This window comes from Pseudomonas sp. 43mfcvi1.1, from assembly GCF_900115935.1.
Classification (GTDB): Bacteria; Pseudomonadota; Gammaproteobacteria; order Pseudomonadales; family Pseudomonadaceae; genus Aquipseudomonas; species Aquipseudomonas bijieensis.
The window spans coordinates 81705-102879 of the sequence record NZ_UETT01000004.1 but is presented as its reverse complement, the minus strand read 5'-3'; the positions used below and the strand labels follow the sequence as shown (position 1 = coordinate 102879).

The window sequence follows — 21175 nt, the reverse complement described above, 5'->3', positions numbered from 1 at the left end:
CCACAGCGCTAACGTCAGAACGGCCCCAGCTTGAGCGGGTACTCAATGACGATATACAGCCGGTCGATGTCATCGCCGCCCTGGCTGCTGTTGGCGCGATGGGTGACATGGGACAGTTGCAACGACAGGTCCTTGGCCGGGCCTGACTGCACGATGTAGTGCAGGTCCAGATCGCGCTCCCAATGGCGTCCGCCGTCCCCCTGTTGTGGACGGTAGTCGCCGGTGTCGCTATCGAACGGGTTGTAGGCACCGCCTTGGGGGGCATGGCTGCCATCGATCCCGCGTCCAGTCACATAGCGGGCCATGAAGCGCAGGCCGGGGATGCCCAAGGTGCCCAGGTCAAGGTCGTAGCGCGCTTGCCATGAGCGCTCGCCGGGGCCGTTGAAGTCGGCATATTTGATCGAGTTGGCCAGGTAGATGGAGTCGCCGCCGACGAAATCGAAGGGCGTGTCGCCGTTGATTTTCTGATAGGCCAGGGTGAACGCCTGGGCATTGAGCCGGTATTTGCCGCTCAGGCTATAGGCGGTGGTGTCGATAGCCCCGGCGACGGCTTTGCCATAGTCGCGGGTGTGGTAGAGGTTGCCGTCGAGGAACAGCTCGCCAAGCGTAGTGTGCAGGTTGGCGTAGTACTGGCGCCAGGTATCGCTCAGTTCGGAGGCATAGAGCGCACCGCCGAGGGCTTGGCCGGTGAGCAAGTCGGCGCCGATGAAATCGATGGCGCCGTGGCGCGTCGTTGCCCCATAGCCGGAAAAATCGCCCTTGCTGGTTGAGGCGTCCTGATTCTTGAACGCGCTGAAGTGACCCGCTTGCAGGTTCACCCCTTCGAACTCGCGGCTGGAGAGCAGCAGGCCGCTGGCGTATTCCGGTTGCAGGCGCTTGTCTGCGGTGTCGAATACCGGACTTTCCACGGTCATTTCGCCGACCGCCAGGGTGGTGCGAGAGGTGTTGAATTTCAGCGCGCCACCCGCGCTGGAATACTGGTCTTCGCTTCGCCCATCCTCATCCAAGGGCAATAATCCCGTTCCGGAGTGTCCCTTGCCTCCGTCCAGTTTCAGACCCAGGAATGCGTGGGCATCGATGCCTACGCCGATCGTACCGGGAGTGAAGCCGGACTCGAACGAAGCGATGAAGCCTTGGGCCCATTCCTGTTTGTAGCTTTTGCCAGCTGGGGCCTGGGTGCGATAGTCATTGTTGAGGTAGAAGTTGCGGCTGAGGATTTCAAGCCTTGCCCCGTCCAGAAAGCCAGGTGCGCTTTGTGCGGGTTCTGCCGCCATCGCCGACGCGGTGCTGCCTGTGAGCACGGCGAGCAGCCAGAACGGTTTCAAGGTAGCGGTTGAGTATTGTGGTGCAGGCAACATGCTTCGTTTCCGTGTGAGATGGGCGGGCGAAGGGGGCTACGCACAGCCAGGTGTGTAGGGTTGAGCACGCAATTGCCGGCAACGCCAGGCAAATGGATTGATGCCTTCGCTGTGGGTGAAGATGTGGCAAAAGTGCGCCTGATCGCAGAACCCGCATTCCAGGCTGATTTGCGTCAGGGTCAGGTCGGTCTCTCGGATCAGTTGTTTGGCCCGGGCGATGCGCTGGCTACGGATCCAGGCCTGAGGGGACTGACCGGTGCTGCACTTGAAGGCTCGGGAAAAATGACTGCGGGACAGGGCGCAGGCCTTGGCCAGTTCAGCGATTTCCAGGGTGTCGCTCAGGCCGTCGAGAATCATTTTCTTGACCAGGCTTTCGCGCCAGGGAGACAAGCCACCAGTAGCGGATTTGCGCGTTGGATTGATGGGCGCCTTGACGGTGGTGTGCGATGGATGAGCCATGACTAAGATTCCGTGTCAGTGGGAAATGCCCGGCGCACCGCACGGTGGGCTGGCAGCTTCCCGCTTGAGAAAACAGGTCTGAGCAGAGGGCTTCATTCTTGGACGCGGAGCGCGGGCATGCGAGTTAAACGTTGTTAATTGCGTTCGGGTGCGGCGCCGAGCGCGCACTCATTCAGCACATGGCTGCAATTTTTGCGCTGTGAGGCGAGTGCATGATGACCTTCTCCGGCTGGCGTATGGGTGGCCGTTCTTCCGACTCGATCAAGGTGAAGGTATGAAGCATTCTCTGGTGTGCGCCCTGCGCGGAGCGGGCCTGGCATTGGCGCTGACATCGTTGGACGCCCTGGCCCAGGCGCCGCTGCAGGCCACTCAAGTTCCCGGTTATTACCGCCTGGCGGTGGGCGACTACGAAGTGACGGCGCTGTTCGACGGCTACAACGATCTGTCGCCCAAGCTGCTCGAAGGCCTGAGCCAAAGCCAGATCCGCGCCTTGCTCGCCCGTCGCTCGATTGAAACACCGGGAGTGCAGACCGCGTTCAATGCTTTTCTGGTCAATACCGGTCAGCAACTGATCCTGGTGGACACCGGTGCCGGTCAGTGCATCGGCGCCACGGCTGGAATGCTCTCGGCGAACATGCAGGCCGCCGGTTATCGTCCGGAGCAGGTCGATGCCATCCTGCTTACTCATTTGCATCTGGATCACGTGTGCGGGCTGGTCGACGACAAGCAGCAACCGCTGTTCGCCAACGCTACGGTCTATGCGGCGAAGGCAGAAGCCGATTACTGGCTCGATCCCCAGGCGATGGCCAAGGCACCCGCCGGTGCCCGGGAGTTCTTCAAGATCGCTCAGGATTCCACCGCGCCTTATGTGGCAGCCGGCCGCTTCAAGACCTTCGCCGGCGGCCAGTCACCGCTGCCCGGTGTCGATGCCGCGATGGAGCCAGGGCACACGCCGGGTAGCACCACGTACCGCTTTACCTCCCAACGCCAGAGCATCCTGTTCATGGGCGACCTGGTGCATAACCTGGCGGTGCAGTTCGAGCATCCCGAGGTATCGATTCGTTTCGATGTCGACAATAAACGGGCGATCAAGAGCCGGGCCAAGGTGTTCAACGAGGCAGCTACCGCCAAGACCTGGGTGGCGGCAGCACATCTGCCGTTTCCAGGCATGGGGCATATCAGTGCAGTGGGCGGGCACTTCCAGTGGGTGCCGGTCGAGTATGGGCCTTATCAACGGGCAGCCAAGGTGCCGATGATCGAATGAAATCCGATTGCTTGCGCCGATAAAACAGGCCTTGCTTCACTGCCGGAACAATAATCGATCTTCAACACCCGAGAGTCGGCGTCAGCGTGTTCCGACCTGAGCCCTGACGTCGACCCAATGTCGGTAATTAACCCCCACCCAACCTGACTACCACTCGCCACCGTGACGGGTAGAGCAGAGTGCTGGCCATTTGTCAGTCAGGAGCCCGCGCATTCTTGACAATCAATCTGCTTGGGCAAATACTCGCGTCCATATTCATATATATGACTAGATAACAAGGTGAATAAGGTCGATGAAAGCTCTCTCCAGCGATGTCCGTCTGCCGCTCTATCAACGTTTGCGCGACCAATTGGCCGAGCAGATCGCCAACAATCGCTGGCGCCCGGGGGAGGCGATCCCGACTGAGGCTGCGTTGTCGGCGGAGTATCAATTGTCCACCGGTACTGTGCGCAAGGCTGTCGATGCGCTGGTCAGCGAGGGCATCCTGGAGCGTCAGCAAGGGCGCGGTACTTTCATTCGCCGGCCGCAGTTTCAGTCGTCGCTGTTCCGTTTCTTCCGCTTTCAAAGTGCATCGGGCGAACGTCGGGTTCCCGAGAGCCGCATCCTGTCCGTAGAGCCGGTGGCCGCGCCTTCGGCGGTGGCCCAGGCGCTGGGGCTGCCGGTGGATGCACCGGTCATCCGCATTGTGCGAGTGCGTCTGCTGGAGGTGAAACCGGTGCTCGCCGAGGAAATCTGGCTGCCCCGTAGCCGCTTCCAACCCTTGCTCGAGATCGACCTGAGTCAACAGGGCCCGCTGCTCTATCCCATCTACGAAGAAACCTGTGGCCAGGTCGTCGCCTATGCCGAAGAAACCCTTACCGCCGAATCGGTGAATGAGGTGCACGCAAGATTGCTGCAGGTGCCGGTCAACAGCCCTGTGGTGGTGATCGAACGCCTGGCACGTGACTACGCCGGTAATCCGCTGGAATGGCGACGCTCGCGCGGGCATGCCGAGCATTTCCGCTACAGCGTGGAAATCCGCTGACCCTGCCCGGCTAGTGCGTTCAGCGGCGCATCGGTCGCCGCTGTCTTTATCGTTTTGTTTGCCATGACTGGCCCTGTAGCGGCGCGGTTCGCTCTCGGCTGCCTTTCGTTCCACTTATAAGGATAAGAAGCATGTTCAGTTGGTATCGCCAAGTCACTGCGCGGGAGCGCAAAACGTTTTGGGCCTGTTTCGGCGGATGGTCGCTCGACGCCTTGGAAGTACAGATGTTCGGCCTGGCGATACCGGCGCTGATCGCCGCGTTCGCCCTGACCAAGGGCGATGCCGGGTTGGTCAGCGGCGTGACCCTGGTCACTTCGGCCCTGGGCGGTTGGGTCGGCGGGACGCTGTCGGACCGCTACGGTCGGGTGCGCACGTTGCAATGGATGATCTTGTGGTTTTCGTTCTTCACCTTCCTGTCGGCGTTCGTCACCGGCTTCCACTCGTTGTTGATCGTCAAGGCGCTGCAGGGCTTCGGGATCGGCGGGGAGTGGGCCGCCGGTGCGGTATTGATGGCCGAGACCATCAACCCAAAATACCGCGGCAAGGTCATGGGCACCGTACAAAGCGCTTGGGCGGTGGGTTGGGGGCTGGCGGTCGGCGTCTTCACGCTGATCTACTCCCTCGTGCCGCAGGACATGGCCTGGCGGGTGATGTTCGTCGTGGGCCTGCTGCCGTCGTTCCTGATCATCTGGGTGCGGCGCAACGTTGAAGAGCCCGACAGTTTCCAGCGCCTGAAAAAAGACAACGTCATTCCCCAGAGTTTCTTCAAATCCCTGGCCGGCATCTTTCGTCCCGAGTTGATCCGTGTGACCTTGTTTGGCGGGTTGCTGGGGCTGGGTGCGCACGGCGGTTACCACGCCGTGATGACCTGGCTGCCGACTTTCCTCAAGACCGAACGCAACCTGTCGGTGCTCAACTCCGGCGGCTATCTGGCGGTGATCATCTTCGCCTTCTGGTGCGGCTGCGTGGTCAGTGGCTTGTTGATCGATCGCATTGGTCGTCGGAAAAACATCGTGTTGTTCGCGCTGTGTTGTGTGGTCACCGTGCAGTGCTATGTGTTCCTGCCGTTGACCAACACCCAGATGCTGTTCCTGGGGTTCCCGCTCGGCTTCTTCGCGGCCGGTATTCCGGCGAGCCTCGGGGCGTTTTTCAACGAATTGTACCCGGCGGATGTGCGCGGCGCCGGCGTGGGGTTCTGCTACAACTTCGGCCGGGTGCTCTCGGCGGTGTTCCCGTTCCTGGTCGGCCACATGAGCGATTCCATGTCCTTGGGCTCGGCCATTGGCATCGACGCCGGGATCGCCTACGGCGTGGCGGTGATCGCGGCGCTGTGCCTGCCGGAAACCCGTGGCCGCAGCCTGGAAGCCACTGTTGCATCTGCGCCTGTGGTTGAGCGTGACAGCCAGGGCGCCCGGGCCTGATTTTCCTTATTGTCGATAGATGAGCCTCATGCCTGATACCTGTACTAAACCGATCACCGGCATTGACTGCCACGCCCACGTGTTCAGCCGCGAGCTGGAGCTGGCCGCTGTCCGGCGCTACACACCTGACTATGACGCCACGCTCGCTCAATACCTGAGCCACCTGCACGCCCACGGCTTGAGCCATGGCGTGTTGGTGCAGCCGAGCTTTCTCGGCACCGATAACCGCTACCTGCTCGCTGCGCTACGGCAAGCACCGGAGCAGTTGCGCGGCGTCGTGGTGCTGGAGCGGGACGTCAGCCGAGCCGAGCTGGACGACATGGCCCGGCTGGGCGTGGTCGGTGTTCGCTTGAACCTGATGGGCAAAGCCTTGCCTGATTTTCGCGACGTCGCCTGGTACGGTTTTTTGGGTCATCTCGCGGAGCTGGATTGGCATGTCGAGTTGCATGCCAACCTGGCGGACTTGCCGGGGCTGATCGGTCAACTGTTACCGTTTGGCATCCGTTTGGTGGTCGATCACTTCGGTCGCCCGGATGCGCGTGTGGGGCTGGATCAACCTGGCTTTGTCCAATTGATGGAGCTTGGGCGAGGCGGGCAGGTCTGGATGAAGGTGTCCGGCATCTATCGACTGGGCGCAACGGCCCCGCAGAACCTTGAATTCGCCCGCGCCTCGTTGACGTTGCTGGAACAATCTTTCGGTCCCGAGCGCCTGGTGTGGGGCAGCGACTGGCCGCACACGCAGCATGAAGAAAGTGTCGGCTTTGAAACGGTCATGGGGCAGTTGCGCGCATTGCAGTGTTCGGCGCCACTGATGCATGCGTTAATGGTTCAGGCCCCCCAGGCATTATTCAGGTTTTGAGGCGAAAGGCCTGTGACGTCGAGTTTTCCTGAACTCGCCCGGTGAATAGGGATCTAGACTCCATTGAAGCCCTGTGAGCAGTAGCCGTATCCGTCTCTAGAAGGATTTGCGCGCTGGAAGCATCGGCCCAGGCTATGGCGGCCGGGGCGCTGGACAGCGAGGGCGTTTCAGCCAGGCGGTTTGAGGAAGACTGATGTCGAACATTGAAGAGCTACCCATGGAAGCGCGCACGGCAAGCGAGTATGAAAGCTTGATCGCGATGGGGACGAGCGCGCTCGATGCCATTCCTGGTGCGGTGTACCTGTGCGATCGCCAGGGTTGGCTCGTGCGGTACAACAGTGAGGCGGCCGAGCTGTGGGGAAGGGCGCCAGTACTCGGAGAGAATGGCGCCCGTTTCTGCGGTGCCTATCGTCTGTTCCTGACCGACGGTACGCCGCTGCCATTCGAACACTGCCCGACCGCCTCGGCGCTCAATACCGGCATAGCCTCGCGCAACCAGGAAGTGCTCATCCAGCGCCCGGATGGCTCGCGCTTCGTGGCGCTGATGAACATCCGCGCCCTCAGGGATCGGCGCGGCGTCGTCCAAGGGGTGATCAATTGCTTCCAGGACGTCTCGGCGCATCACGCCATGGCCGAGGAGCTGCGGCGCAAGAGTGCCGACTTGGAAGACTTTTTCGAAAACAGCGCCGTGGGCCTGCATATCGTCAGTGGCGAGGGCATCATCCTGCGCGCCAACAAGGCGGAGCTGGCGCTGCTGGGTTATCCGGCGCAAGAATACATCGGGCGGCACATCACCGAGTTTCATGTCGACGAACCGGTTATCGGCGACATCCTCACCAAACTGGGCAGTGGCGATTGCCTGGAGAGCTATCCGGCGCGCCTGAGGGCGAAAGACGGCTCGATCAAGCATGTCACGATCACCTCGAACGGGCGCTTCGAGGACGGAAAGCTCTTCAACACCCGTTGTTTCACCATCGACAGAAGCTGCGTCCATGCGGCCGAGGCGGCACGCCAGGACAGCGATGAGCGGCTTTCGGCGACCTACGAGGCGGTGACCATCGGAATTTCCGAGGTCGATATCGACGGTCGCTTGCTCCGGGTGAACGATGCCCTGTGCAACATGCTGGGGCGGTCGCGCGAAGAGCTCCTGTCGATGACGTTTCTGGACTACACCCACCCGGACTGTATTCAGCAGGATGCCGGGTTGTACGCCCGCCAGGTGGCCGGTGAGCTGGAGAACTACGTGCTACGCAAACGCGCCCTGAAGCCCGATGGCGAGGTGGTTTACCTCGACATCCACAGCTCGTCAGTGAGGGACGCCAACGGTACGTTTCGTTATGGCGTGCGGGTGCTGCAGGACGTCACGCTGGCGCGGCGGATGGAAAACCAGCTCCTCGAAAGCGAGCGGCACATGCGCAATCTGCTCGAAGCCTTGCCTGCCGCGGTGTACACCACCGACGCCGAGGGGCGCATCACGTTCTTCAATCGCGCCGCCGTCGAGTTGTCGGGGCGCACGCCGCAGTTGGGCGAGATGTGGTGTGTGACCTGGAAACTGTTCAATACGGACGGCAGCGCACTTCCCCACGATCAATGCCCGATGGCGGTGGCGCTGAAGGAAAACCGGCCGATACGCGGCGTCGAGGCGGTTGCGCAGCGGCCGGATGGCAGCTATGTCCCGTTCACGCCGTTTCCCACGCCGTTGCATGACGCCGATGGAAATCTGGTGGGCGCCATCAACATGCTGGTCGATATTTCCGAACGCAAACAGGCGGAAAACCGGCAGAAGACGCTGATCGATGAGCTCAATCACCGGGTCAAGAACACCCTGGCGACGGTGCAATCGCTGGCGGCCCAGACCGCGCGCAATGCAGAGGATGCGAAAGACGGCTACAGGCGTTTCGAGGCCAGGCTCCTGGCGTTGTCGCGGGCACACGATCTCTTGACCAAGCGCCATTGGGGGCAGACTCCGCTTCACACCCTGGCCCTTGAAGTGCTGATGCCGGTCTTTGGCCATGAACCTGGCCGCGTCGTGATCGAAGGTGCTTCTGCGGATGTCGGTACCCGGGTGGCGCTCAATCTGACGATGACCCTCAATGAACTGGCGATCAACGCGCTTAAATACGGGGCCATGTCGGTCGAGACGGGGACGCTTTCAGTTACCTGGCACCTGCAAGCCCAGGCAGACGGAACGCTGCTGACCCTCGACTGGCGTGAACAAGGCGGGCCGCCCGTGTCACCCCCTGGACGGGAAGGGCTGGGTTCTCGCTTGATGAAGCGCTGCATCGAGCGTGACCTGGCTGGCAAGTTCGACCTCATCTACGCTCCGCAAGGCGTTTGCTGCCGCTTTTCGTTTCTGATTGGAGTATCTGGGGCATGACCCCATTTGCTGGGGTCAGGGTGCTGGTCGTCGAGGACGAAGGCGCGATTGCCCTGTTGATCGAGGAAATGCTGGAAGAGCTCGGATGCGAAGTGGTGGCGTCAGTCGCCCGGCTCGCTGCGGCATGTGATATAGCCGGTTCGGTGCAGGTTGACCTGGCGATCCTGGACGTCAACCTGGCTGGCGAGCGTGTTTTCCCGGTGGCCGAAATTCTTCGCGGTCGCAATATTCCCTTTCTATTCAGCACCGGATACGGCGCCAGCGGGCTATCCGCCGAATATGCCGGGTGCCCGGTTCTGCACAAACCGTTCTCACAAAGCGAGCTGCAGCAGAAAATTGCCGTTACGCTGGCGGGCGCTCGCGACAGCGACTTGGCCTTCAGCTCCGATGCCAACTGACCCGGCGCTATCGCGAGCAGGCTCGCTACCACAGTTTTTTCGAGTACTCGCAAAAGTCGTGTCCGGCCCAAATCCCTGTGGGAGCGAGCCTGCTCGCGATAGTGGCGGCACAGCCAACATCACAGCCGACTGATGCAACACTATCGCCAGCAAGCCCAGCCCTGACTTTCAAACCGGCCTCTACGAGACGTTGCCTCTGGACTGTGCTAAATCTCTACCGGCAGCCCACCAACCGCTCTTACCCATTGAAGGAGTGATCATGAGTCTCCACGGTCATTACGATCCGCAGAACATCTTTGCGCTGATCCTTCGCGGCGATGCGCCGTGCTACAAGATTTACGAAGACGCCGATGTGATGGCCTTCCTGGATATTTTTCCTCAATCGCGCGGCCATGTCCTGGTCATCCCCAAAGGCTCCCAGGCACGCAATATCCTTGAGGTCGAGCCCGCTGTCCTGGGCGCGATGATATCTGCCGTGCAGCACCTGACACGGATCATCGTGGACGAATTGCAGCCGGACGGGGTTCAGGTCGCGCAGTTCAATGGAGCCGTGGCCGGGCAAACGGTCTATCACATTCACATGCACATCATTCCACGCTGGGAAGGTGAGGCGCCCGGTGTGCATGGCAGGGGCAAGGCTGATCCCGCAGAGCTGGAAGCACTCCAGGCTCGTCTGGTCGAGCGCATTCGCTCAGAGGCGTGATAGCGCACGGGGCACGGGTCGCATCAGTTGCCGTGCCCCTGGCTGTTGCGGACCAACTCATAAGCCCGGCGTACCAATGGATTGACAGTATTCGGTCGAATCCACAGGTGATAGGTCACGTCCGGTAGCCGCGGTAAACCATCGTTTTCTCCCAATACCCGCATATCCGGCCCGAGCATTTCCATGCTGCGGGGCGTGACGCCCAACCCAGCGCGGGTCGCGGCCTTGATGCCGATCAGGTTCGAGGCCAGGTAGGCCTGGCGCCAGGGGATATTGGCGCGTTCGAGCGCCTCGAGGGCATAGCGGCGATAGATGCTGGGTTCGTCCACCAGGATCAGCGGCAACGGCTCGCCGGGATTGTGAAGGTACTGGGCCGAGCAGATCCACCACACCGGCGAGGTGCGCAAGGCGAATCCTTCGAGGCTGGGATCCTGGCGGGTGGAAATGATCATGTCGACCTTGCCGCGACGCAGGTCGTCCATCAGGAACGGGCTGCGCCCGACATCGATCTCCAGGCGCAGGCGCGGGGCCGAGCGGGCGATGTGGCTGAGGATCGGTGGCAGGATGGTGTCGGCGATGTCGTGGGGCGAACCGATGCGCAGTACACCACTGAGGCTGCTCTCTCGCAGGGAACTGAGGACGTCATCGTTGAGCGATAGCATCTGCCGCGCATGCCTCAGCAATTGCTGGCCCGCTTCCGTCAGCTGTTTTTGCCGCCCGCGCTTTTCGAACAGGCTCACCCCGACCTGTTGTTCCAGGCGTTGCATGTGCTGGGTCACCGACGATTGCGTGCGGGACAGTTGGGCGCCCGCTTCGGCGAAGCTGTGGTGGTCGACCACAGCGATGAAGGTGCGCAGTAATTCGAGATCGAGGGTCGACATGGTGATTGCTTCATATCAAGGGTGCAAACCTAAACATTACAGAATTTTATGAATTGATGGGAAGAATGTGGCTCGTGGCTTTCTGTGGGCCAATAAAATAGCGGTTATGCGTTTTTTGCCTGAAAGCCAAACCTTTGAAGTTATAACGATATTAGATATTTGAATTTCCTTTGCCTTCGGGGGATACCTAGGATGCCCACTCATCAGGCCGGGGGACGCCGGCCATTCATGAGGGGAAATCCATGTTGCTCGAGCGCTCACCCGTAAAACGATTGCTGCCTGTCATGCTGGGCGCCTTGATCTCATTGTCGGCCGTCGACAGCGTCCGGGCCGATGCCACCCTGGACAAGATCGAGCAACGCCACGAACTGGTGGTCGGCGTGCTGCTGTCCGGTGGTCCGTTCGGTGGCATCGACCCCGCCACCCAGAAACCGCGTGGCTTGAACGTCGACCTGGCCCAGGAATTGGGTCGGCAACTGGGCGCCGAGGTGCAATTGGTGCCGGTATTGCCTGCCAACCGCGTGCAGTTCCTGCAGCAGGGTAAAGTCGATGTGCTGATCGCCAATATGGAATGGACCGCCGAGCGCGGTGAAATCCTCGGGTTCGTGCCCACGCCGTTCTACCGCGTCGGTGGCACCGCGGCGGTACTCAAGGACAGTGCGATCAGCCGCTGGGAAGACCTGAAGAATCAACCGGTGTGTACCTCCCAGGGCAGCAGCTATATCAAGCCGCTCACCGAGTTGGGCGTCGAGATCAAGGCCTTCAAGAGCTCCTCGGAATCACTCCTGGCGCTGCGGGGCAACAACTGCGTTGCCGCGGTGCACGACGCCACGCTGATCAATCCGCTGATTGCCGACAATGCCGAATGGCAGGGCTACCGCGCCCTGAGCCCGGAGTTGAACCCGGCACCCTCGGTGATCTGGACGCGCAAGGGCGAAAGCGATACCCAGGCCAGGCTCGATCCGATCATCAAGCAATTGCACCGCAGCGGCTGGCTGATCGAGGCCCAGACCCGTAACCGCATCACGCCGGCGTCACCGGCCTTGGTGGAGTTGCAGAAACAGTTCCAGGCCAACGGTGCCTGAGGACCGTCGCGCCTGCTTTTCTCTCCCAACGACCGACGCTCAAGGTAATCACCCATGACTTCATTTTTCACCCCTCGAACCCTGGTCAGCCTGTGCCTGGCATGGTCCATCGGATCCGCTGCCAGCCTGGCCCAGGCCGATGCCACGCTGGACCGGATCGAGCAACGTCACGCGATCAGCGTCGGGGTGATGCTCAGTGGCGCGCCCTTCGGCACGATCGACCCCAAGACTGGCGAACACCTGGGCTACAACGTCGAATTGGCCCAGGGCATCGGCAAGGCGCTGGGCGTGGAAACCCAGACCGTATCGGTCCTGGCGCCAAACCGCGTGCAATTCCTGCAACAGGGCAAAGTCGACATCCTGATCGCCAACATGCAGTTCACCGAAGAGCGCGGCGAGATTCTCGACTATGTGCCCACGCCTTATGAGGAGGTTGGTGGCGCGGCGTTGATTCGCAAGGGTTCCGGCATCAGCCAGTGGGCCGACCTCAAAGGCAAGCCAGTGTGCGTGTCCCAGGGCAGCAATTTCATCAAGCCCCTGCAGGAAACCTATGGCGCACAGATCAAGGCTTTTCGCAGCCAGTCCGAGTCGCTGTTGTCGTTGCGCGGCAATGGCTGCGTGGCCGCGGTCCATGTGAGTCCGACCCTGCATGCGCTGCTGAGTGAAGACGAATGGGCCGGCTATGAAATTCCGCTGCCGGGGGATCTGATTCCGTCGAATTCGGTGATCTGGCTGCGCAAGGGCGAGCACGATACCCAGGCGAAACTCGATGCCATCGTGCGCGACTGGCACCGCAGCGGCTGGCTGATCGAGTTGGGCGAGCGTACCGGCATGGCGCCGTCCCAGGCCCTGCGTGATCTGCATGCCAAGTACAGCAATGCCGCCCCCCTGGCCGCGCAACCATGAGCCAGTCGTTGTTTGCGGCGTTGCAGGCATTGGTGGGTGCCAGGCATGTGCAGAGCAGTGAAGAAGCCGCGCCGTACCTGACCGACAAGCAGGGCCGTTACGTCGGCCAAGTGATTGCCGCGGTACACCCGGCCAGCACCGAAGAGGTGGCGGCGGTGGTCCGGGCTTGCGTCGCGACCGATACGCCCGTGGTGGTGCAGGGCGGCAACACCGGACTGATGGGCGGTGCCACCCCGGACGCCAGCGGTCGCGCCGTGTTGCTATTGCTCGACCGAATGAATCGGGTACGTGCGGTGGACACCGACAACGACACCCTGACTGTCGAGGCGGGCTGCATCCTGCAAACTGTCCAGGAGGTTGCGCGTGCGGCCGGTCGCTTGTTCCCTCTGAGCCTCGGCGCCGAAGGCAGTTGCACCCTCGGCGGCAACCTGGGGACCAATGCCGGCGGCACCGCAGTGCTGCGCTATGGCAATACCCGCGAACTGACCCTGGGCCTGGAAGTCGTGACCGCCCAGGGTGAGATCTGGAACGGCCTGCGCGGCTTGCGCAAGGACAATACCGGCTACGATCTGCGGGACCTGTTTATCGGCAGCGAAGGCACGCTGGGCATTATCACCGCCGCGACCCTGAAGCTATTTCCACTGCCCAAAGCCCAGGCCACCGCGCTACTGGCGTTCGACTCGTTGGAGCAGGCAGTGGCCTTGCTGTCTCACGCCCGCGCCGGTTTTGGGGCCAGCCTGACGGCCTTCGAGTTGCTCAGCGCCGGGTGCCTTGCATTGTTGCGCGAGCAGTTTCCCGACGGTCCGCGGCCATTCTCCAATGCTCACCAGCCTTGGTTCGCACTGTTGGAACTGTCCGATAACCACAGTGAAAGTCATGCACGGGAAGTCTTCGAACAGGTGCTGGGCGAGGCCTTCGAGCAACACCTGCTGGCCGATGCGCTGATCGCTGAAAACCTCGTCCAGAGCCAGGCGTTCTGGCGACTGCGGGAAAACATGAGCGATGCGCAAAAGCGCGCCGGGCGCAACATCAAGCATGACATCTCGGTGCCGATTTCCCAGGTCGCGGCGTTCGTTGCCCATACCGATGCGCTGCTGCAACAGCATTTTCCCGGCGTGCGGCACTACACCTTCGGTCATCTGGGCGACGGCAACCTGCATTACAACGTTGCCCATCCGCTGGGCTCCACGGTTGACGCGCACATGGCCCATTACACTGCGCTCAGCCAACTGGTCCACGACAGCGCCCATGCCCACGGTGGCTCGATCAGCGCCGAACACGGTATCGGCCAGCGCAAGGTGAACGTGCTGGGGCGCTACAAAAGTGCGGTGGAACTGGACCTGATGCGTCGGATCAAGCAGGCGCTGGATCCGCGCAATCTGCTCAATCCCGGTAAGGTGCTGGAGGACACGCGGCCATGACGCTTTACCTGTCCAAACGCGTGCAGCGGGTCTCGCTGTCAGCCAATGCCGCCGCCAAGTCCCGGGCCACGGCCCTGCGTGAGGCCGGTCGCGACATCCTCGACCTGACCACCGGCGAGCCGGATTTCGATACGCCGGTGCACGTCAAGCAGGCCGCCTACGCCGCCATTGCGGCCGGCGCCACCAAGTACACGCCGACGCCGGGCGTAAGGGCCTTGCGTGAGGCCGTGCAACACAAGCTGCGCACGGAAAACCAGCTGGACTATCCGCTGGCATCCATCGTGATTGCCAACGGTGCGAAACAGATCATCTTCAACGCCTTCGCAGCGACGCTCGATGACGGCGACGAAGTGCTGGTACCGACGCCGTACTGGCCGTCCTTCCCGGACAGTGTGCGTTTCAATGGTGGTGAACCGGTGTTCATCGAATGCGGGCTGGACCAGGGCTGCAAGCTCACGCCGCAACAACTGGAGCAACACATCGGCGAGCGTACGCGCTGGCTGATCCTCAACAGCCCTGGCAACCCCAGTGGCGCGGTGTACAGCGAGGCCGAACTGCAAGGCCTGGCCCAGGTACTTCGGCGTCATGCCCACGTGCTGATTCTGCTGGATGAGCTCTACGAGCACATTCGTTTCGACGGCCGTCCGGTCCAGGGCTTGCTCAACGTCGCGCCCGATCTGCAAGCGCGCTGCCTGCTGGTGGGCGGGGTATCGAAAACCTATGCCATGACCGGCTGGCGCATCGGTTTCGGTGCCGGGCCGCAAGCGTTGACCGATGCCATGACGGTGGTGCAATCGCAATCCACTTCCGGGGCTTCCTCGGTCGGCCAGGCGGCGGCGTTGGCAGCGTTCGAGGGTGGGCTGGATTTCCTCGCGGAACAGGTTGCGGCTTATCGTCAACGCCGTGACGTGCTGGTGAGTAGCTTGCGCAGTGTCGAAGGCCTTGAAGTCCTCGAGCCTCAAGGTGGTTTTTTCGTATTTGTGCGCTGCGCCGGGTTGTTGGGGCGCTACCGCCCGGACGGCCAGCGTCTGGAGCACGATACCGACGTTGTCGAGTACCTGCTGGACGAGGGCGTCGCTGGCGTCGCGGGCGGTGCTTATGGCTTGTCGCCGTGGTTTCGCCTGTCCATCGCCACGGCGACCGCAACCGTTGCCGAAGCGGGCCGCCGAATTGCCCATGCTTGCGGCCGATTGAGGGGCGAGCGATGAGCCATTGGCTGGAGCAGTTCGTCCATTGGAGCGCCGGGCTCGGCCTCAACTACAACTTTTTGCTCGATGCCTATCAGCGCGGCACGCTGGAGCAGGGCGCGTTGACCACGGTGTTGTTGTGCCTGTTGACCATCGTCGGCAGCCTGCTGGCGGGCGTCGGCCTGGCGGCACTGTTGACCTCGGGCAAGCCCTGGCTCGCCAGGCCGGCGCGGGTGTTCATCGAAGTCACCCGCAATACGCCGACCCTGGTCCAGCTGTATTGCGCCTTCCTGGTGCTGAACATGCTGCTGACCGAGGCCGTCGGTGCGGCCAACCCGCTGACACCCTTCGCCTGGGTGGTGATCGTGATCTCGCTGCACAAGGGTGCGTTCCATGCCGAAGCGCTGCGGGCCGGCATCGAGGCGGTGCCTGCGGTGACCCTGGAGGCCGCCAGTTCGCTGGCCTTCGATCACCGCCAATTGTTATGGAACGTGCAACTGCCCCTGGCCCTGCGTTTTGCCTTGCCGTCGCTGATCAATAACCTGATCGACCTGGTGAAAATGACCGCCGTGGCCTCGGCCATTGCCGTGGGCGACATCACCTACGCGGCCATCATGATCTGGACCCAGAGCGATAACGTGCTGGAGCTTATGATTCTGATCCTGGGGTTTTTCGGCTTGCTGAGTTTCACCGTCAATTGCGTGGGGCGCTACCTTGAAGCGCGCCTGAGGATGCCCGGCTATGGCCATTGATTCGTCCGTCATCGTGCCGCTGACTTGGCCGCGTCGACATTTCGGCAAGGTGCTGCTGGGGATCGGAGCGCTGTCCTGGCTGGTGTATTTCGCCCCGCACAGCCCGGTGTTCAAGGCCTTGCTGCAATGGTCACCGGCCCTGGCCGCAGGCTTCGGCCAGAATATTCTCATCAGTCTGCTGGCCATTGGGCTGGGTTCTGCCGCGGGGTTGGTGGTCGGCGCCATGGTCCTGTCGCCCCTGCGCTTGCTGCGCTGGCCGGCACGGATCTGGGTGCAGGTCTTGCGCAACGCGCCGTGGCTGGTGCTGATCTATTTCACCACCTATGTGTTCCCGTTCGAGATTCGTATCGGCCACGGCTATGTCTCGTTTCCCGACTGGATCAAGGTCACCCTCGGCCTGGCGTTGCCGGCCAGTGCCAACGTCGCGGAAATCTTCCGGGGCGCGATTGCCTCGATCCCCAGTACTCAATGGGAGGCCGCGCGCTCCCTGGCGTTCACCCGTGGGCAGATTTTCCGCTCGATCATCCTGCCGCAGTGCTTCAAGCGCATGTTGCCGCCGTGGATGAACCTCTACGCGGTGATCACCATGGGCACCGCGCTGGCCTCCCTGGTGGGCGTGCATGACGTGATCGACACCGCGCAGATCGCCAGCAATACCGTGAACCTGACCGGCTTCACCGTGGTGATCTACCTGAGCCTGCTGGTGCTGTTCTTCGCCTATTGCTACCCGATTTCCCGCCTCACCCAATACCTGGAGCGACGTTATGCCTTCTACTGAAACCGTCGCCGAACCCCTGGTCAGCCTGCGCGACCTGCACCTGTCGTTCGGCAGCAACCCGGTGCTCAAGGGCATTGACCTGGATGTGCGCCGTGGCGAGGCCGTGTCGATCATCGGTCCGTCCGGCTCGGGCAAGTCGACGATCCTGCGTTGCATTACCGGCCTGTTACAGCCCCAGCGCGGCAGCATTCGCGTCGGTGCCACCGAAGTCCACACCCTGGCCCAGGAAGCCCAGCGCATCGAGTTGCGCAAGCGCGTGGGGTTTGTGTTCCAGCAGTACAACTTGTTCCCGCATCTGTCGGTGCTGGAGAACCTGGTGATCGCGCCGCGCAAGGTCCTGGGTCGCAATCGGGCCGACGCCGAGAAAGACGCCCGCGCCTTGCTCGCCAAGGTGCGCATGGAGCACAAGGCCGATGCCTACCCGGGGCAGCTCTCGGGCGGCCAGCAACAACGGGTGGCGATTGCCCGCGCCCTGGCGATGCGTCCGGAGCTGATTCTGTTCGATGAAGTGACCTCGGCCCTGGACCCGGAAACCGTCGGCGAGGTGTTGACGGTGATTCGCGAGCTGACCGAAGAGGGCATGACCTGTGTGCTGGTGACCCACGAAATGCGCTTCGCCGAGGAGATCAGCGATGTCGTCTATTTCACCGAGAACGGTGTGATCGTCGAGCACGGTAGCGCCGCGCGGATTTTCCAGCACCCCACCAGCGAGCGCACCCGGGAGTTTCTGCGCCATGCCTTGGGTGACCCAGGGCGGCGTCTGCCCAACGCCGATGATCCGTACCTGTTGACCAACCTGAGTCGCTACAGCCTGTCCGTTTAATTGTCTGTTCTGAACAATGGAGCCTGCCCCATGAGCGTGTTTAGCCGTCCCGATGTCATCGAAGCCTTCCTGCAGAAAGTACGCGTCATCCATCAGCGCGGGGTCGATCGTGCCGCGCTGACTGAAATCGTTGGTCTGTTGGAAGGTCTGGCCGAGCGCCGCGACCTGTTCAACTTCGAAACCTTTCCGGCGCCGGTGCCGGGGCAGGGCAGCACCGCGTTCCGCTACCGCCTCAATGACGATGGCGACACTCCGACGTTGTACCTGAACTCGCTGCTGCCGGGCAAAAGCACGATCCCTCACAACCACGAAACCTGGGCGATTATCAGTGCTATCGAGGGCCAGGAAATCAACTACGTCTACCAGCGCGACGACGAGGGGCGTGAACCGGGTTACACCACCCTGCACCTGGAAAAAGAAGTGATCGTGCAGCCCGGCACCTCGATTTCGTTCCTTGGGGAAGATCTGCATGGCATTCGGGTCGCCGGAGAGCAGCCGACCCTGCATTTCCACCTGTATGGCTTGCCGCTGGAGTCGCTCAATGGCCGTTATGGAGTCGAGGCCGATGGGCGGATTCTCAATTACAACGCCTCGCAAATGGCCCCGTCGATCAAGGCCTACGCCCACTGACGCCACCTCGTGCTCCAGTCACTCCATTTTTCCAGCGGGACTCCCATGAGCCAGACCATAACTCCCGGACAACTGCAGCAGTGGTTGTTCGATGGGCAGGAAATCGCCCTGTTTGATGTGCGCGAGCACGGCCAGTACGGCGAAGCCCATCTGTTTTTCGGGGTGAACCTGCCCTATAGCCGATTGGAGTTGGAGGCGCGGCGGCTGGCGCCCAACCCTCGGGTGCGGTTGGTGATCTATGACCAGGATGGCGCGGACCTGGCGGTGCGAGCGGCACAACGCCTGCAAGCGCTGGGCTACATCAATGTGTATAGCCTGGAGGGCGGCGCCGACGGTTGGCAGGCAGCCGGCTATCAGCTGTTTGCCGGTGTGCACGTACCGTCCAAGGCCTTTGGCGAACAGGTGGAGGCCGTCCGGCATACGCCTCACGTCAGCGCCCGTCAACTGGCGCAATGGCAGGCCCGGGGTGAACCCTTGGTGGTACTCGACGGCCGACCGTTGGAGGAGTATCGCAAGATGACCATCCCCGGTTCGATCTGTTGCCCGAATGGCGAACTGGGCTACCGCGTGCACGACCTGGTACCGGACGAGCAGACCCCCATCGTGGTCAATTGCGCGGGTCGAACCCGCAGCATCATCGGCGCCCAGACGCTGATCGACCTGGGGCTCAAGAACCCGATCTATGCCCTGGAGAACGGTACGCAAGGCTGGTACCTGGAAGACCTGCAACTGGAGCATGGTAGCGAGCGCCGTTATGCCGACCAGGTATCGGCCGCTACATTGCCGGCGCAGCGCTTGGCGGCGGCACGACTGGCCGAACGGGCCGGCGTGCCTACCGTCGAGGCTACTCAGGTCGAGCAGTGGGCTGCGGACGCTGAGCGCAGTCTTTTTCTCTGCGACGTGCGCACCGCTGAAGAGTTTGCCACCGGCACGCTGCCGGGAGCACAACACACGCCGGGAGGGCAGTTGATTCAATCCACCGACCTGTATGTTGGCGTACGCCAAGCGCGGGTTGTGCTGTTCGATGACGACGGCGTGCGCGCACCGATCATCGCCAGTTGGTTGCGGCAGTTGGGGCATGAGGCTTTTGTATTGTCGGGTGGGCTGAGCAGTGGCTTGGCATTACCGGTTCCAGCAGTCGTCGCGCCTGAAAAACTGCCGCTGATCAGCGTGCGGGCCTTGGCCGATGCCCTGAAGGATGACGCGGTGGCATTGATCGACCTGCGCTCGAGCAGCGCCTATCGCAAAGCGCATATCGCCGGCGCGCGTTGGTCGATCCGGCCCTTGCTGGCCGCCGCGCTGGCAGATGAACGACGGCCAGTGGTGCTGGTGGCCGATGATTCCCGGCTTGCCGCCCTGGCGGCGCTGGAGCTGCCGCACACGGCAGTGCGCTGGTTGGCCGACGGCGTGGATACCTGGCGTTCGGCAGGCCTTGCATTGCAAGAGGGTGCCCAGACGCTGGCAGATGAACAGTGTATTGATTTCCTCTTCTTCACCCACGACCGCCACGCTGGAAACAAGGACGCGGCGCGCCAATACCTGGCCTGGGAAATCGGCCTGCTGGCACAGATGAGCGCAGACGAAGTCGCCAGCCTGAAGCCGCTGCAACCAGGGTCGCAAAGCGTTGTCGGTGGGCTGGATCGCACCCGCCTGGTCCAGGGCGCGCGCCCGGAAAAAGGCAGCGGTGCCCGCTCGGTCAACGTACCGGTCAGCCGCCTGAGCACGGTGCTGTTCGACAACCTGGCACAGATGCGTGACGCTCGTTCCCGGCGCGACAGCGAGCGAGTCCTGAGTTATGGCGCCCGGGGCAATCCGACGGCCTTCGCCCTGGAAGACCTCGTCACTGAATTGGAAGGTGGTTATCGTACTCGTTTGTTTGGCACTGGCCTGGCTGCCGTGGCGCAAACCTTCCTGGCCTACCTGCGGCCTGGCGATCATGTACTGATCACCGATGCGGTGTATGCCCCGGTACGGCGCGTGGCCCGGGACTTTCTCGAAACCTTCGGCATAGAAGTCGATTACTTCGCCCCCGACGGCAGCGACCTGCCCGGACGACTGCAAGCCAACACCAAAATGGTCTACACCGAAGTGCCCGGTTCATTGCTGTACGAACTCTGCGACTTGCCGGCCATTGCCGCACTCTGCAAGCCGCGGGGCATCCTGCTGGCAGTGGACAATACCTGGGGTTCGGGCGTGCTGTACCGGCCACTGACATTGGGCGCCGACATCTCGATCATGGCCCTGACCAAATACTTGAGCGGCCACAGCGACGTGGTCATGGGCAGCGTTTGCACTCGGCAGGAGGCTTGGCCGGCACTGGCGGCCATGAGCGACACCTTTGGCAATACCGTCAGCCCGGACGACGCCTATCTTGTCCTGCGCGGCGCTCGCACCCTGGCGCCACGTCTGGACATGCACGAACGACAGGCGCTGGAAGTCGCCCATTGGTTGCAGGCACAACCGCAGGTGAAGCGCGTCTTTCATCCAGCCTTGCCCGACCATCCTGGTCACGCCCTTTGGCAGCGGGATTTCAAGGGCAGCAACGGCTTGCTGTCCTTTGAGCTTCGCGAAAATGACGACACTTACCTGGAGCGATTCATCGACGCCTTGCAGGTGTTTGGGTTGGGTGCATCCTGGGGCGGGTTTGAGAGTTTGGTGACTGTCGCTGATACCAAGGACCGGCAACGTGCCGAGGATCGGGCGTTGAATCCGGTGGTGCGCTTGCATGTTGGGTTGGAGGATGTCGAGGTGTTGGTCGAGGACTTGCGGCGGGGGTTCGCACAGGCCGCTTTCGAGCCGCTCACACCCGACCGTTGAGCCTGGAAGCACTGGGGGCACAACCACACCCA

General features: G+C 62.1%; 19 protein-coding genes. 16 read left to right on the top strand and 3 right to left on the bottom strand.

The window, feature by feature from the left end; translation table 11 throughout:
• Positions 1–14: 14 nt before the first annotated feature.
• On the bottom strand, positions 15–1358 hold the full coding sequence (locus DTP52_RS09200) for an OprD family porin (protein WP_109753062.1): 1344 nt from the start codon (positions 1356–1358) through the stop codon (positions 15–17).
• A gap of 36 nt (positions 1359–1394) precedes the next feature.
• Positions 1395–1817 carry an AraC family transcriptional regulator gene (locus tag DTP52_RS09195; RefSeq protein WP_109753061.1) on the bottom strand — a complete coding sequence of 141 codons (423 nt, stop codon included), beginning with the start codon at positions 1815–1817 and terminating at the stop codon, positions 1395–1397.
• A 274-nt stretch (positions 1818–2091) separates the two neighbouring features.
• Between DTP52_RS09195 and DTP52_RS09190 the strand changes: the two genes are divergently transcribed.
• The 7 genes from DTP52_RS09190 (at position 2092) to DTP52_RS09155 (ending at position 9863) form a co-directional block, all read left to right on the top strand.
• Complete coding sequence (locus tag DTP52_RS09190) at positions 2092–3081, top strand: MBL fold metallo-hydrolase (protein WP_109753060.1); 990 nt, start codon at positions 2092–2094, stop codon at positions 3079–3081.
• 292 nt (positions 3082–3373) lie between these two features.
• A complete protein-coding gene (locus DTP52_RS09185; protein ID WP_109753059.1) occupies positions 3374–4105 on the top strand; it encodes a GntR family transcriptional regulator in 732 nt (243 codons plus the stop codon).
• A 131-nt stretch (positions 4106–4236) separates the two neighbouring features.
• On the top strand, positions 4237–5526 hold the full coding sequence (locus tag DTP52_RS09180) for an MFS transporter (protein ID WP_109753058.1): 1290 nt from the start codon (positions 4237–4239) through the stop codon (positions 5524–5526).
• A 28-nt stretch (positions 5527–5554) separates the two neighbouring features.
• The gene (locus DTP52_RS09175; RefSeq protein ID WP_109753057.1) at positions 5555–6385 is read left to right on the top strand and encodes an amidohydrolase; all 831 of its coding nucleotides are present in this window, start codon (positions 5555–5557) and stop codon (positions 6383–6385) included.
• Between the two features lie 193 nt (positions 6386–6578).
• A complete protein-coding gene (locus DTP52_RS09170; protein ID WP_109753056.1) occupies positions 6579–8762 on the top strand; it encodes a PAS domain S-box protein in 2184 nt (727 codons plus the stop codon).
• Positions 8759–9160, top strand: coding sequence for a response regulator (locus DTP52_RS09165; RefSeq protein WP_109753055.1), 402 nt, complete (start codon positions 8759–8761; stop codon positions 9158–9160). Before DTP52_RS09170 ends, DTP52_RS09165 begins: the two co-directional genes overlap by 4 nt.
• A 259-nt stretch (positions 9161–9419) precedes the next feature.
• Positions 9420–9863 carry an HIT family protein gene (locus tag DTP52_RS09155; RefSeq protein ID WP_109753053.1) on the top strand — a complete coding sequence of 148 codons (444 nt, stop codon included), beginning with the start codon at positions 9420–9422 and terminating at the stop codon, positions 9861–9863.
• 23 nt (positions 9864–9886) lie between these two features.
• On the opposite strand, the gene DTP52_RS09150 is transcribed toward DTP52_RS09155, so the two are convergent.
• Positions 9887–10744, bottom strand: coding sequence for a LysR substrate-binding domain-containing protein (locus DTP52_RS09150; RefSeq protein ID WP_109753052.1), 858 nt, complete (start codon positions 10742–10744; stop codon positions 9887–9889).
• 242 nt (positions 10745–10986) lie between these two features.
• Between DTP52_RS09150 and DTP52_RS09145 the strand changes: the two genes are divergently transcribed.
• Genes DTP52_RS09145 through metC form a run of 9 tightly spaced genes read left to right on the top strand, consistent with a single transcriptional unit; the run spans position 10987 to position 21143 of the window.
• A complete protein-coding gene (locus DTP52_RS09145; RefSeq protein WP_109753051.1) occupies positions 10987–11829 on the top strand; it encodes a transporter substrate-binding domain-containing protein in 843 nt (280 codons plus the stop codon).
• A 54-nt stretch (positions 11830–11883) separates the two neighbouring features.
• Entirely contained in the window at positions 11884–12735 is an 852-nt protein-coding gene (locus DTP52_RS09140; RefSeq protein WP_109753050.1) for a transporter substrate-binding domain-containing protein, read from the top strand.
• Entirely contained in the window at positions 12732–14156 is a 1425-nt protein-coding gene (locus tag DTP52_RS09135) for an FAD-binding oxidoreductase (protein ID WP_109753049.1), read from the top strand. Before DTP52_RS09140 ends, DTP52_RS09135 begins: the two co-directional genes overlap by 4 nt.
• Positions 14153–15364 carry an aminotransferase class I/II-fold pyridoxal phosphate-dependent enzyme gene (locus DTP52_RS09130; RefSeq protein ID WP_109753048.1) on the top strand — a complete coding sequence of 404 codons (1212 nt, stop codon included), beginning with the start codon at positions 14153–14155 and terminating at the stop codon, positions 15362–15364. Before DTP52_RS09135 ends, DTP52_RS09130 begins: the two co-directional genes overlap by 4 nt.
• Positions 15361–16095, top strand: a complete 735-nt coding sequence (locus DTP52_RS09125) for an amino acid ABC transporter permease (protein WP_109753047.1) — start codon at positions 15361–15363, stop codon at positions 16093–16095. Before DTP52_RS09130 ends, DTP52_RS09125 begins: the two co-directional genes overlap by 4 nt.
• On the top strand, positions 16085–16873 hold the full coding sequence (locus tag DTP52_RS09120; RefSeq protein ID WP_109753046.1) for an amino acid ABC transporter permease: 789 nt from the start codon (positions 16085–16087) through the stop codon (positions 16871–16873). Before DTP52_RS09125 ends, DTP52_RS09120 begins: the two co-directional genes overlap by 11 nt.
• Entirely contained in the window at positions 16860–17696 is an 837-nt protein-coding gene (locus DTP52_RS09115) for an amino acid ABC transporter ATP-binding protein (RefSeq protein WP_109753045.1), read from the top strand. The genes DTP52_RS09120 and DTP52_RS09115 overlap by 14 nt, the downstream gene beginning before the upstream one ends.
• A gap of 30 nt (positions 17697–17726) precedes the next feature.
• Positions 17727–18326 carry a cysteine dioxygenase gene (locus tag DTP52_RS09110; RefSeq protein ID WP_025569695.1) on the top strand — a complete coding sequence of 200 codons (600 nt, stop codon included), beginning with the start codon at positions 17727–17729 and terminating at the stop codon, positions 18324–18326.
• A 45-nt stretch (positions 18327–18371) separates the two neighbouring features.
• Positions 18372–21143, top strand: coding sequence for a cystathionine beta-lyase (gene metC, locus DTP52_RS09105; protein WP_109753044.1), 2772 nt, complete (start codon positions 18372–18374; stop codon positions 21141–21143).
• The last annotated feature ends 32 nt before the right edge of the window (positions 21144–21175 follow it).

What these genes read in the sequence shown, in the direction of transcription:
- DTP52_RS09140 (WP_109753050.1), top strand. Translation starts at nt 11,884, where the DNA reads ATGACTTCATTTTTCACCCCTCGAACCCTGGTCAGCCTGTGCCTGGCA.
- metC (WP_109753044.1), top strand. Translation starts at nt 18,372, where the DNA reads ATGAGCCAGACCATAACTCCCGGACAACTGCAGCAGTGGTTGTTCGAT.
- DTP52_RS09200 (WP_109753062.1), bottom strand. Translation starts at nt 1,358, where the DNA reads ATGTTGCCTGCACCACAATACTCAACCGCTACCTTGAAACCGTTCTGG.
- DTP52_RS09145 (WP_109753051.1), top strand. Translation starts at nt 10,987, where the DNA reads ATGTTGCTCGAGCGCTCACCCGTAAAACGATTGCTGCCTGTCATGCTG.
- DTP52_RS09195 (WP_109753061.1), bottom strand. Translation starts at nt 1,817, where the DNA reads ATGGCTCATCCATCGCACACCACCGTCAAGGCGCCCATCAATCCAACG.
- DTP52_RS09115 (WP_109753045.1), top strand. Translation starts at nt 16,860, where the DNA reads ATGCCTTCTACTGAAACCGTCGCCGAACCCCTGGTCAGCCTGCGCGAC.
- DTP52_RS09175 (WP_109753057.1), top strand. Translation starts at nt 5,555, where the DNA reads ATGCCTGATACCTGTACTAAACCGATCACCGGCATTGACTGCCACGCC.
- DTP52_RS09185 (WP_109753059.1), top strand. Translation starts at nt 3,374, where the DNA reads ATGAAAGCTCTCTCCAGCGATGTCCGTCTGCCGCTCTATCAACGTTTG.
- DTP52_RS09170 (WP_109753056.1), top strand. Translation starts at nt 6,579, where the DNA reads ATGTCGAACATTGAAGAGCTACCCATGGAAGCGCGCACGGCAAGCGAG.
- DTP52_RS09180 (WP_109753058.1), top strand. Translation starts at nt 4,237, where the DNA reads ATGTTCAGTTGGTATCGCCAAGTCACTGCGCGGGAGCGCAAAACGTTT.
- DTP52_RS09155 (WP_109753053.1), top strand. Translation starts at nt 9,420, where the DNA reads ATGAGTCTCCACGGTCATTACGATCCGCAGAACATCTTTGCGCTGATC.
- DTP52_RS09130 (WP_109753048.1), top strand. Translation starts at nt 14,153, where the DNA reads ATGACGCTTTACCTGTCCAAACGCGTGCAGCGGGTCTCGCTGTCAGCC.
- DTP52_RS09165 (WP_109753055.1), top strand. Translation starts at nt 8,759, where the DNA reads ATGACCCCATTTGCTGGGGTCAGGGTGCTGGTCGTCGAGGACGAAGGC.
- DTP52_RS09110 (WP_025569695.1), top strand. Translation starts at nt 17,727, where the DNA reads ATGAGCGTGTTTAGCCGTCCCGATGTCATCGAAGCCTTCCTGCAGAAA.
- DTP52_RS09190 (WP_109753060.1), top strand. Translation starts at nt 2,092, where the DNA reads ATGAAGCATTCTCTGGTGTGCGCCCTGCGCGGAGCGGGCCTGGCATTG.
- DTP52_RS09125 (WP_109753047.1), top strand. Translation starts at nt 15,361, where the DNA reads ATGAGCCATTGGCTGGAGCAGTTCGTCCATTGGAGCGCCGGGCTCGGC.
- DTP52_RS09150 (WP_109753052.1), bottom strand. Translation starts at nt 10,744, where the DNA reads ATGTCGACCCTCGATCTCGAATTACTGCGCACCTTCATCGCTGTGGTC.
- DTP52_RS09135 (WP_109753049.1), top strand. Translation starts at nt 12,732, where the DNA reads ATGAGCCAGTCGTTGTTTGCGGCGTTGCAGGCATTGGTGGGTGCCAGG.
- DTP52_RS09120 (WP_109753046.1), top strand. Translation starts at nt 16,085, where the DNA reads ATGGCCATTGATTCGTCCGTCATCGTGCCGCTGACTTGGCCGCGTCGA.